General features: G+C 67.5%; 9 protein-coding genes and 1 pseudogene. 8 read left to right on the top strand and 2 right to left on the bottom strand.

The genetic code is table 11. The annotated features are described in order from the left end of the window. Positions 1-10: 10 nt before the first annotated feature. Positions 11-1258, bottom strand: a complete 1248-nt coding sequence (locus ACQ86A_RS19010; protein ID WP_431278468.1) for a sugar ABC transporter substrate-binding protein — start codon at positions 1256-1258, stop codon at positions 11-13. A 288-nt stretch (positions 1259-1546) separates the two neighbouring features. Here ACQ86A_RS19010 and ACQ86A_RS19005 point away from each other — a divergent pair. The 6 genes and pseudogenes from ACQ86A_RS19005 (at position 1547) to ACQ86A_RS18980 (ending at position 8118) form a co-directional block, all read left to right on the top strand. Further along, positions 1547-2592: pseudogene (locus tag ACQ86A_RS19005) on the top strand (LacI family DNA-binding transcriptional regulator). 50 nt (positions 2593-2642) lie between these two features. Further along, complete coding sequence (locus ACQ86A_RS19000) at positions 2643-3242, top strand: antibiotic biosynthesis monooxygenase (RefSeq protein WP_431278467.1); 600 nt, start codon at positions 2643-2645, stop codon at positions 3240-3242. 169 nt (positions 3243-3411) lie between these two features. Further along, positions 3412-4257 (top strand): DUF4097 family beta strand repeat-containing protein, encoded by an 846-nt coding sequence (locus ACQ86A_RS18995; RefSeq protein WP_431278466.1) that lies wholly within the window; start codon positions 3412-3414, stop codon positions 4255-4257. Continuing rightward, entirely contained in the window at positions 4254-4871 is a 618-nt protein-coding gene (locus ACQ86A_RS18990) for a PadR family transcriptional regulator (protein WP_431278465.1), read from the top strand. The genes ACQ86A_RS18995 and ACQ86A_RS18990 overlap by 4 nt, the downstream gene beginning before the upstream one ends. A gap of 225 nt (positions 4872-5096) precedes the next feature. Continuing rightward, positions 5097-7277, top strand: a complete 2181-nt coding sequence (locus tag ACQ86A_RS18985) for an APC family permease (RefSeq protein ID WP_431280491.1) — start codon at positions 5097-5099, stop codon at positions 7275-7277. Positions 7278-7359: 82 nt separating this feature from the next. Then, a complete protein-coding gene (locus tag ACQ86A_RS18980; protein ID WP_431278464.1) occupies positions 7360-8118 on the top strand; it encodes a MerR family transcriptional regulator in 759 nt (252 codons plus the stop codon). 73 nt (positions 8119-8191) lie between these two features. Here ACQ86A_RS18980 and ACQ86A_RS18975 read toward each other — a convergent pair whose 3' ends face one another. Then, the gene (locus ACQ86A_RS18975) at positions 8192-9076 is read right to left on the bottom strand and encodes a YczE/YyaS/YitT family protein (protein ID WP_431278463.1); all 885 of its coding nucleotides are present in this window, start codon (positions 9074-9076) and stop codon (positions 8192-8194) included. A 61-nt stretch (positions 9077-9137) separates the two neighbouring features. Between ACQ86A_RS18975 and ACQ86A_RS18970 the strand changes: the two genes are divergently transcribed. Next, complete coding sequence (locus tag ACQ86A_RS18970) at positions 9138-10661, top strand: PLP-dependent aminotransferase family protein (protein WP_431278462.1); 1524 nt, start codon at positions 9138-9140, stop codon at positions 10659-10661. A gap of 399 nt (positions 10662-11060) precedes the next feature. Further along, entirely contained in the window at positions 11061-11759 is a 699-nt protein-coding gene (locus ACQ86A_RS18965; protein WP_431278461.1) for a hypothetical protein, read from the top strand. The last annotated feature ends 7 nt before the right edge of the window (positions 11760-11766 follow it).

Raw genomic sequence — 11766 nt, 5'->3', positions numbered from 1 at the left:
GTGGCTCTCGCTACTTCAGAATCGCTTCGAGGTTCTTCTGCGTGGCGTCGAGGATCGCCTTCGGATCGCCCGTCGCCAGCGACTCGAGCTTGCTGTTCAGGTCGGTGACCACGTCGGCCGAGCCCTTGGCGGTCGGAACGCCCTTGGCGTAGTCAGCGGCGCTCAGGAACGGGACGAGCTCAGGATTCGCGGACTTCCAGCTCTCTGCGGCCGACTTGATCGACGGCATCGGTCCGAAGGCCTTGGAGAAGGCGAGCTGCGAGTCCTTGCTGGTCAGGTTCTCGACGAGCTTGAGCGCTGCGGCCTGGTTGGGGCTGTCGGCGGCGATTCCCCAGCAGTTGGTGAACTGGAGCGTGCCCTGTCCGGCGGGGCCTTCCGGCAGCTCGGCCACCTTGTACTTGATGCTCGGGAAGTCGGCCTTCATGGCTCCCGTGATCCAGTTGCCCTCGATGGTCATCGCGGCCAGGCCCTTACCGAAGGCCTCTCCGCCCCATCCGGCGCCGAGGTCTTTCGCGTACTTCAGGTCGCCCTCGGTGAGGAGCTTCTTGACGTAGTCGAGCGCCTTCACGTTGGCGTCGCTGTTCGCCGTCGCCTTGGTGCTGTCGTCGTTCATCAGGTTGCCGCCGGCCTGCGTCATGAACGAGCCGATGCGGGCGTACTCACCCGAGATGCCGAGGCCCACGTGGTCGGCCGTGGTGAGCTTCTTCGACACCGACTCGAGCTGGTCCCAGGTCTTGGGGAGGTCGGCGTCGGTGAGACCCGCGGCGCTCCACATGTCGGTGTTGATGATCAGCTGCAGCGTCGAGAAGTCTTTCGGAGCGCAATAGAACTTGCCGTCGTAGGTGAACGACTTGACCAGGCTCGGGTAGAAGTCGCTCTTGTTGGCGAGGTTGTCGCCGTATGCGAGGAGCGAGCCGTTGGAGGCGTAACCGGCCAGCGCATCCGTCGACAGATAGAAGACGTCGGCCGGCTTGTTGGCGGCGAAGCCCTGCGCGAGCTGCTGGTTGAGGTCGCTGGCCGCGACGACGGACGCCTTCGTGCCGTCGCTCTTGGACCAGTCGGCCACGGCGGACTTCACGGCTGCCGTCTCGGCGTCGCCGCTCGAACCGATCATGACCGTGAGGGCCTTGTCGGACGAGGTGAGCTTGCCGGTCGAGTCGCTTCCGCTGCTGAATCCGGACCCGCAGGCGGTGAGCGCCAGGGTCGCAGCGACGGCGACGGCGCCGCCTGCGAACCAGCGTTGAGTGCTTCGTTGCATTGTTTTCTCCTTGGTGTGAGTGTGCCCGGTCGAGGGGCGCACGAGGGGGTGAGACGCAGAGGTCGGGGGAAACTCGGCCCTTGTGGAGAACGCGGGTGCGGAGGGATGCGGCGCTTCGGCGGGCATCTGACCTCCTTGGTCGATCTCGGGTTTGATCGTTCAAATCGCGGGTGATAGTTTGCCATTTGAACGATCAAATTGGGGCGCTGTCACCATATCCACGTCGTTCCGACCATGTCAACCCGGCGCAGCGGTATGGTCGATCGAGCCGAATGAGAGGAGCGGAGCTTGGGAGCACAGCCCACCGTCCTCGATGTCGCGATCGCCGCGGGAGTGTCTCGTCAGACCGTCTCCAACGTGCTCAACTCCCCCGACGTGGTTCGCCCCGAGACCCGCGAACGTGTCGAAGCGGCCATCCTCGACCTCGGTTACCGCCCCCACGCCTCGGCCCGGCGGCTGCGCACGCAGAAGAGCTCCACCATCGGCATCCGTCTCGATCCGATCACCACCGACGGCATCTCGGGTTCCATCCTCGACCGGTTTCTGCACTCGCTCACCGAGCAGGCCGACCGCAAGAACCTCCGCGTGCTGCTCTTCACCGCGAGCGACCCCGAAGACGAGATCGCCCAGTTCCGGCGGCTCAGCGACGGAGCCGACGTCGACGCGTTCGTGCTGACCTCCACCTTCCACGGCGACCCGCGAACCGAGTGGCTGATCGAGCACGGCCAGTCCTTCGTCACGTTCGGTCGGCCGTGGGGATCGACGACATGGCCGACCCGGAGCACCTCTGGGTCGACGTCGATGGGGCAGCAGGCTTGCACGAAGCGACGAACCATCTGCTTGATATCGGCGCTCGTCGCATCGGCTACCTCGGCTGGCCGGCGGGATCCGGAACGGGCGACGACCGTCGACGCGGCTGGCTCGAAGCGATGCGCGCCGGCAGTGGCCTCACCGATGCCGAACTGGCAACTCTCGAGGTCGCGGCCGAAGACGGCGTCACCTTCGGCGCCGAGGCGATGCGCCGCCTCGAGGCACAGGCCGGGCATGTGGACGCCGTCGTCTGCGCGAGCGACTCCCTCGCCCTCGGCGCACTCATGGCCACATCCGGACGCATGCCCGTCATCGGCTACGACAACACCCCCGTCGCCGCATCCATCGGCTTCTCCAGCGTCGAGCAGCCCCTGGAAGCGGTGGCCGCGGGAGTGCTCGAACTGCTGACCGGCGCGCATGGCGGCCGCGTGCATCCGGATGCCGAGGTCACCGACCCGAGACACCGCCTGGTCGCCCCGAGCCTGGTCGTGCGCGAGGGCCTCTCCGTGATCGCATCGCGCTGATCGCCGGGCGCTGAAACGAGCCGGTAATACGGGTCGGTGACAATAGGAGCATGCCTCCACAAGAGTCGATTCAGGATGCGCCACAAGCGCGCCGCCTCCCCGTCACCGTCTCCATCACCCGCCGTGTCGACCACTCGCGCCTGCCCGAAGTCACCCGGTGGGTGCAGTCCGGCGTGAACCTCGCCAACTCCTACGAGGGTTTCCTCGGCTCAGGATGGGTGCGCGCCCGCGCCGACTCCGACGAGTGGCACATGCTGTACCGCTTCGCCGACGTCCCGACGCTCGAGGCGTGGGAGGCATCCCATCACCGCGCCGACTGGCTGTTCGAGGGACGCGAGCTGGTCGAGGTCTCCCGCGTCGAGCGCCGTACCGGCATCGAGGGCTGGTTCGACGAGCCGCAGGCGGGTGTCGCCTCGGCGCCGCCGCGCTGGAAGCAGGCCGTGACGATCTGGCTCGGCTTCTTCCCGCTGTCGCTGGCGTTCACCTACCTGACCTCATATCTCGTTCCGGGCTGGCACCAGCTCTGGCCGCTCGCGACCGTGCTGATCACGACGCTCTGCCTCACCCCGACGATGACGTACTTCCTCCTGCCGTTCGTCACGCGCACGCTGCAGCCCTGGCTCCAACGCCCGCGTCGCTCACGCCGCTAGCGCTCCGGGCGAACCCTGAGCCGCCCCTGAGACGGCCCTGGGATTCGCGCCCCGGGGTTGCCAGATCCGGAAACGCGATATAACGTGAGTTTGTCAACAACGCGATATATCGCGAATCACCGAGGGTCGCCGCACCACGGCACCGCTGAACGGCAAGAGGAGCAGAACAATGGCACAGGACAAGTGGCTGATCCAGCCCGGGGAGAGCAGGATCATTGACGTCGAGCTCGTCCGCGCGTTGAAGGTCGCGGTCATCGGCGGCCAGATCGACATCATCGGACATGACGAGCCCGGCGCGCGGGTCGAGGTGCACTCGGTCAGCGGCCGCGACCTCAAGATCACCGTCGACGGAGATCGGCTCGAGATCGACCACCCGCAGCTGCGCTGGGACAACTTCATCGACGTGTTCAAATCGATGCGCAGCAACGGCAAGGCTGATGTGAGCGTGCTGGTCCCGCGTGAGGTGGCACTCAAGTTCGGCATCGTCTCGGCGAGCGCACTCATCTCGGGCCTGAAGACGGATGCGAAGCTCAGCACCGTATCCGGTGACCTGGTCGTCGACGGCCTCGTCGGCAACCTCGAACTGAACAGCGTGAGCGGCGAGATCTCGGTTCGCGACCACACGGGCAACATCTCGGCGCACACCGTCTCGGGTGATGTGACCGCCACCGGCGCCATCGGCAAGTTCGGTCTCGACGGCATCTCGGGCAACGTGATGGTGGACATCGCGGGAACGCCTGATGCGATATCCAGCAACACGGTCTCGGGAGACCTGACCGTGCGCATCCCCGATGCCCTTGGCGCCCGCTACCACGTGAACACTGTGTCCGGCAAGATGCAGCTCGATAACGCGTTCATCAGCGGGAGCCCCGGCCGCACGCAGACGGGTACCGCCGGATCGCTCAACGGCTCGTGGGTGGACATCAACGTGAACTCGGTGTCGGGCAATGTCGCCGTGCTCCGCAGCGTCACCCCTGCAGACGCGACCTCGGGTCAGAACGGGGCGTCCGCATGACTCCCGTCTTCGCTCACGGCAGCCTCCGGCTGTACCTGCTGAGCCTGCTCAACGAGTCGCCGAAGCACGGCTACGAGTTGATCCAGGCGCTCAGCGATCGGTTCGGCGGCACGTACAGCCCGAGTGCCGGCACCATCTACCCGCGGCTCGCGAAGCTGGAGGAGGAGGGGCTCGTCAGCAAGACGACAGAGGGTCGCAAGACCGTCTACGCCATCACCGACGCGGGCAGAGCCGAACTCGCCGACCGCGAGCACGAACTCGACGCGATCGAGGATGAGGTCACCGACTCGGTTCGCCGCCTCGCCGACGAAGTGCGCGCGGGCGTCAACGAAGCGATGCGAAGCCTGCGCGCCGACCTCGCATCGGCGGCCCGCGACACTCGGCGCGGCAACATCCGGGTCGACATCAACCAGGACGTGAGGGATGCGCGCCAGAACTCGAACGCCGCCGTGCGCGAGGCTGAGGCCGCACTCAACGAGTTCCGCCAACAGCTGCGCACCGACCTGCGGTCGCAGGCTGCGCGGGGCCGTCTCTCGGACGACATAGTGCCGCAGTTGAAGCTTGAATTGGCCCGCGTGCGCGCGTCCGTTCTGGAGGCCCTGAACCGCAGGTGAGGCCCCAAATAGAGTGTCACAGCCAGACACAGCGAAAGCGCGTCCGACTCTCAGGATCGGGCGCGCTGTCGTTTACTGCCGCGCCAGTTCAAGGAAGTTACGCGGACTACATATCTATTACAGATGCGCAAGGATTCGCCCGCTCGACGCGCCGACTTGACAGTGGATTAGCAGCGAGTAGTGTCGTCCCTCGTGACAAATGAGGGGAGATCCCCGAAGCGGTGGTTGATCGGCGACCCGCTTCCGAGTGAAAAACTCGAAGGACAGCTACTCCCGAAGCACCTCGCCCTACCCATCTTCGCCTCCGACGCACTGTCGAGTGTGGCGTACGCTCCGCAGGAACTCCTGATGATCCTGCTGCTCGGCGGGCTGGCGTTCCTGACGTTCGCGCCGTGGGTCGCGGCGGCCGTCGTGCTCCTACTTGTCACGGTTGTCCTGTCCTACCGCCAGCTCGTCAAGGCGTACCCGTCCGGCGGTGGTGACTATGAGGTCGCCCATAAGAACCTCGGCGAGAAGGCCGGCCTCGTCGTCGCCTCGGCTCTGCTCGTGGACTACGTGCTCACGGTGGCCGTGTCGGTCGCATCCGGAGTCGACAACATCATCTCGGCGCTGCCTTTCCTCGGCCAGTGGCGGGTCGAGCTCGCCGTTCTCTTCGTGATCCTCATCGCAGCGGTCAACCTTCGCGGCGTGCGTGAGTCGAGCAAGGCTTTCGCGCTCCCGACTTACATCTTCATCGGCTCGATCTTCGTCATGATCGTGACCGCACTCGTCCGCACCGCGCTCGGGGATGCGCCGGTCGCCGAATCCGCCGGCTTCACCGTGCACGCGTCCAACCTGGGGCAGGCCGCGATGATCCTGCTGCTGCTCCGCGCCTTCTCCAGCGGCTGTAGCGCCCTGACCGGTGTCGAAGCCGTCGCCAACGGTGTCCCCGCTTTTCGCACCCCGAAGATCAAGAACGCGCGCAAGACCCTCGGGCTCATGGGCGGAATCGCAATCGTGCTGTTCGCCGGCCTCACCGCTGTCGCCCTGATCAGCAACGTGCACTACGCCGAGAACCCCTGCGACCTTCAGGGTTGGGCAGAATGTGCGACATCGCCGCAGCGAAGCCTGATCGCACAGATCGCCGCTGCGACCTTCGGCAACAACTCACTTCTCTTCTTCATCGTTCAGGCCGCGACCGCCGTCGTGCTGCTGCTGGCCGCCAACACCGCGTTCAACGGATTCCCGCTGCTCGGCTCCGTGTTGGCCCGCGACTCGTACGCCCCGAAGTCGCTCAACACCCGAGGCGACCGCCTCGTGTACTCGAACGGCATGATCCTGCTGGCGCTCGCCGCCCTGGCCCTGCTGCTCGTCTACCAGGCCAACCTGACCCAGCTGATCCAGCTCTACATCATCGGCGTCTTCGTGTCGTTCACGCTCGGCCAATCGGGCATGGTGAAGCACTGGATCACGCTGCTGCGCTCGGGGACGGTGCGGCCCGGCGAACGCGGCGGCATCATCCAGAGCCTCTGTATCAACGCGTTCGGTGCGTTCCTGACCGCGGTCGTGCTCATCGTCGTGACCATCACGAAGTTCACGCACGGCGCGTACCTCGTCTTCATCTTCATGCCCATCCTGTTCTTGCTCATGCTCGGCGTGAACCGCTACTACCGCGACGTGGAGAAGGAGATCGAGGTCGATCCCGTCACGACCTTCGGCAGCCGGGGCGACCACGCGATCGTCCTCGTCGGCAAGATGCAGAAGCCGGCCCTGAAGGCGCTCGACTACGCGATCGCCGCCCGCCACGAGTCGATCGAAGCCGTGAACATCTCGATCGACGAGGAGTCGACGGAGCGGCTGCAGAAGCAGTGGATCGAGCAGAACATCCACGTGCCGCTCACGATCATCGAGTCGCCGTACCGCGACTTCGGGATCCCTCTGATCAAGTACCTCAAGCACCGTCGCGAGGAGCACGGATCCGAGGTCGTCACGGTCTACCTCCCGCAGTACATCGTGGGCCACTGGTGGGAGTCGCTGCTGCACAACCACCGCGCCAACCGCATCCGTCAGCAGCTCATGCTGTGCCACGGTGTGACCGTCGCGCTCGTGCCCTGGCTGCTCGATTCGTCGTCGCTGATCTACGGGCGCCGTTCGCGCCCACTGCCGGGCCAGGATCGCCGCGGCGAGCTGGTGCGCCCCGTCGCGCGCCGGCCCCTGGACCCCGCGTCGAAGGTTGCGGGCCACGGGATGCACGGGCACAGCGGTCGCGCGACCTCCGGATCCGGAACGCCGGTCTCGGCCGGGCAGTCGCCCACTCCGTCGACGCCGCCCACTGCGACGCCTCCTACCGCACCGCCTGCTTCGTCGGAGACCCCGTCGAGCCAGCCGGCCGAAGCCAAGAAGGTCCACGCGCGCGCAAAGCGCTGACGCCCTTGACCTTGACGCACTTGACCTTGACGTAACGTCAACCTCTACCGTGGAATCACACCCCACGAGAGAGAAGACGACGATGGACTGGTCCATTCAGGACATCGCCCGCCTGGCTGGCACGACGAGCCGCACGCTGCGTCACTACGACACGCTCGGCCTGCTCGCGCCCAGCCGCATCGGCGGCAACGGGTACCGGTACTACGACCGGGACTCCCTCGTGCGGTTGCAGCGCATCCTTCTGCTCAGAGATCTCGGTCTCGGCCTGCCGGCCATCGCCGAGGTGCTGGAGAACCAGACGGATGCGGGGCCCGCCCTACGCAACCATCTCGCATGGTTACAGGATGAGCGGGCCCGACTGGCGCGGCAGATCGCGTCGGTCGAGTCGACGATCGAGGCGATGGAGGGAGGTGAACAGATCATGGCAGAAGACATGTTCGACGGATTCGACCACACCCAGTACAAGGACGAGGTCGAGGAACGCTGGGGCAAGCAGGCGTACGCGACGAGCGACGCCTGGTGGCGCAGCAAGTCGCCGGCGGAACGGCAGGAGTGGCAGCGGTTGCAGAAGCAGCTCGCCGCCGACTGGATCGCCGCGTCCGAGAGCGGCGCATCCCCCGACTCGGAGGAGGCGCAGGCGCTCGCACAGCGGCACTTTGACTGGCTCGCGTCCATTCCGGGAACTCCGGGGAGCGATGCGAACGGCCCGACCCGCGCGTACCTGATCGGCCTCGGCGAGATGTACGTCGCCGATCCGCGGTTCGGCGCGAACTACGGCGGGGATACCGGCGCTGCGTTCGTGCGTGACGCCCTCCGCGTGTTCGCGGAGCGCAACCTGTAGGGCTCGCCCTCGGGTGCTCGCCCCTTCTCGGCCGTCGGCCGGGGAGGGGCTCGGCGTTTGCGGAGGTGGTGGCTCAGGCGCGGCGGGTGAGGCGGTCGTCGAGCCAGTAGGTGGCGACCGTCAGCGCAGGGAAACGGGATGCGCGGCTCGCTTCAGGCTCAGCACCCGCGTCGGGCTGGTGCTCCCGGATGACCGAGCTGGTGCCCTCGCGATGGAACCGCGACCTGGCGGCCGAGTCGGACTCGAGCAGGATGCCGTCGCGCACGTCGAAACGCACGGCATCCTGCTCGGCTTCGAGGCCGGGCGCCTGCTCGGCGGTGCCCTCGAGTTCGCGCTCGGCGACCGCATCCGTTGCAGCGGTCTGCGGGAGCCGGATCGCGAAGAAGGGGAGCGTCAGGCTGCACAGCGGCCCGATCAGCAGGGCGAAGGCGAGGGTGCCGACGCCGACGTTGCCGCCAAGGATCCAGCCGATGATCAGCACGGTGACCTCGATGCCGGTGCGCACGGCCCAGATCGGCCAGCCCGTGCGAGCGTGCAGGCCGGTCATCAGTCCGTCGCGCGGGCCGGGTCCCATCCGGGGACCGATGTAGAGCCCGGTCGCCACAGCGAGCAGCAGCAGCCCGCCGACGAACAGCAGCACCTGGGCCCACAGCTCCGTCTGCTTCGGGATGAGCGCGAGCCCGAGCTGTGCACTCGGCCCGATCAGCAGAACGTTGAGCACGGTGCCGAGGCCCGGGCGTTGGCGCAGCGGGATCCAGAGCAGCAGCACGAACAGGCCGAGGACGTTCGTGATGAGCCCGAACGGCCAGCCGGTCTTCAGCGAGAGGCCCTGCGAGAGCACATCCCAGGGCGAGACGCCGATCCCGGCCTGCACCATCATCGCAATGGCGATGCCGTAGGCGAAGAGCCCGACGAGCAGTTGCACGATGCGGCGAGTGAGGAGCAGTCCGGAAGTCACTCGTCCATCCAATTCGAAGATTGGCCTTACATCAAGATGCCAATTCGGTTAAGGTGGCCTGATGGTTGACGCACAACTGACGGCACGGTCTCTGGATGCACTGCTCGGCGAGTGGCGCGGCGACGGTGCGCACTACCAGGCGCTCGCCGACCGCATCCGTCTGCTCGTGCTGGACGGGCGCATCCCGATCGACACTCGTCTGCCCGCCGAGCGCGACCTGGCCGGGTATCTCGACCTCAGCCGCACCACGGTCACCGCGGCGTATCGCGAACTTCGCGAGGCGGGGTTCGTCGACAGTGTGCGCGGGTCGGGGAGCGTCGCTCGTCTCCCCGGACCGGTGCTGACCGCTGCGCCGCCGATCGGCGGTGACGGGATGCTCGACTTCACCAAGGCGGCCCTGCCGGCCGCTGCATCCCTGCCCGCTGCTGCTCGCGCAGCGGCAGAGGAGCTGCCGCACTTTCTGCCGGACTCGGGATACGACCCGGTCGGTCTGCCGCACCTGCGCGAGGCCATAGCGGCGCGGTATCGCGAGCGTGGACTCCCGACCGAGGCCGGCCAGATCCTCGTGACGGTCGGCGCGCAGCAGGCGATCGCGCTGATCGCGAGGACGTTCTTGGGACGCGGGGATCGCGCGCTGGTCGAGATGCCGACGTATCCGCACGCGACCGAGTCGCTGCGGCTGGCGGGGGCACGGCTCGTTCCGGTCACCGTGACGGCGGCTGCGGCGGGGCCGCATGCTGTCGGGGAGTCTTCGTTCTCCTTTACAGGCGCGTCAGGCGGGGGCGTCGGGGACGGCTGGGACGTGGACGCGGTCGAAGAGACCATTCGCCGCGCGAACCCGGCCCTCGCCTATCTGATCCCCGACTTCCACAACCCGACCGGCGCATCCATGTCACCCGAGACGCGCACCCGGGTGATGGCCGCGGCGGCGGCGCAGGGAACGATCGTCGTCGGCGACGAGACGACAGCGGACCTCGACATCGACCGCGTCGGCAACCCGCTGCCGATCGCGGCGTACGGAGTGCGCGACGCCGGAGACGCCCCGGTCATCCTGATCGGCTCGGCCAGCAAGAGCCTCTGGGGCGGCCTCAGGATCGGCTGGATCCGCGCCGACCGTCCGCTCATCCGCAAACTGATCGCCGCAAAGCCGGCCACCGACCTCGGCACGCCGATCCTCGAGCAGCTGGTGGTGGCTCGGATGCTGCCGCAGATGCGCGAGATCGTCGAGGAGCGCCGCGGGCAGCTGCGGGCGGGCCGCGAATCCGTGCGCCGGCTGCTTGCATCGCACTTCCCGGATTGGACGATGCCCGCACTGGACGGCGGACTCGCCGCCTGGGTCGGAATCGGCGCGCCGGTCAGCTCGGCGCTCGCGCTCGGCGCGCGCAACCACGGGCTGCTCATCGCGGCCGGGCCACGGTTCGGTCTGGACGGTGCGTTCGAGCGGTTCCTGCGCATCCCGATCACGTATTCGGAGGAGGACACGGCTCGCGCGCTGACGGCGCTCTCGCGCACGTGGGCGTCGTCGCTGCACACGCCGCACCCGTACCCGTACCCCGACCCCGCCGCGCTCGCCGACGTGGTGTAGCGGGCCGTCCGGGGCCTGCCCCCAGCCCCACTACCCACCCTCGAGCGGTGAATGTGGAGTTTCTACCGTTCTGGATGCCCCAAAACGGTAGAAACTCCACTCTCGGCGCCGGGCCGAAGCGCGATGTGGATAACTTCTGCGAGACGTCGGTGGGATGGGGCAGGGTGTGCGCATGGAACACGCATCCCCAGGCACCCTTCCCGCTCAACCGCATCCCGCCAGGCCCCTTCCCGACCGACCGTTCGCGGTTCGGATGCGCTGCTCGCGGGCGTCACGCCGGCTCGCCTGAGACGCAAAGACCTGGTCGTGCCTTTTCGCGGGGCGCGGGTCCCCGCATCCGGAGCCGATGATTTCGTCGCGCGGTGCCGAGCGCTCGTCGCTCGAAATCCGCAAGCGGTCTTGTCCCACAGCACCGCGGCGAGGCTGCTCGCCCTTCCGGTCCCGTGGGACGTGCGTGACACGCTCCATCTGACCGTCGCGCCGCCGCTGCATCGGCCGAAGGTGGCTGGGGTGCACGCGCACTGCGGCGGGCTCGAACCGCGCGATGTGATGCTGGCGCACGGGATGAGCGTGACGGCCCCTGCACGCGTCTGGGCAGATCTCGCCCAGACCCTGTCGATGCGCGACCTGGTCATCCTGGGAGACGCGATCATTCATTGGCGCCACCGACGAGCGACGCTCGACGACCTGCGTGCACGCCTAGGAGCGCCCGGATCGCGCGGCGTGACCCGGGCGCGTGCCTCGCTCGAGCACATGAACGAGCGCTCCGAATCACCGCAGGAGTCGCTGCTGCGGGTGATCCTCGCCGAGGCGGGTCTGCCGCCGCCCGATGTGAACGTCGAGTTGAGAGGCCGCGATGGCCGGTTCCTCGCGCGTCCTGACCTGCGCTACCCGACGTTCCGCGTCATCGTCGAGTACGAGGGCGACCACCATCGTGTCGACCGCGGGCAATGGCGGCACGACCTCGTGCGAACGACCCGGCTTCAGGATGCGGGCGAGTCCGTGCTCCGCGTCGGCTCCGCCCACCTGCGGGAGGAGAAGCGGCTGGTCGCCCTCGTCTACCGCACGCTCGCATCCCGAGGCTGGCGGCCGGGGTGAGCCGCAG

Source organism: Leifsonia poae (assembly GCF_050632195.1).
GTDB lineage: Bacteria > Actinomycetota > Actinomycetes > Actinomycetales > Microbacteriaceae > Leifsonia > Leifsonia poae_C.
This window is presented reverse-complemented; position numbering and strand designations above follow the sequence as displayed.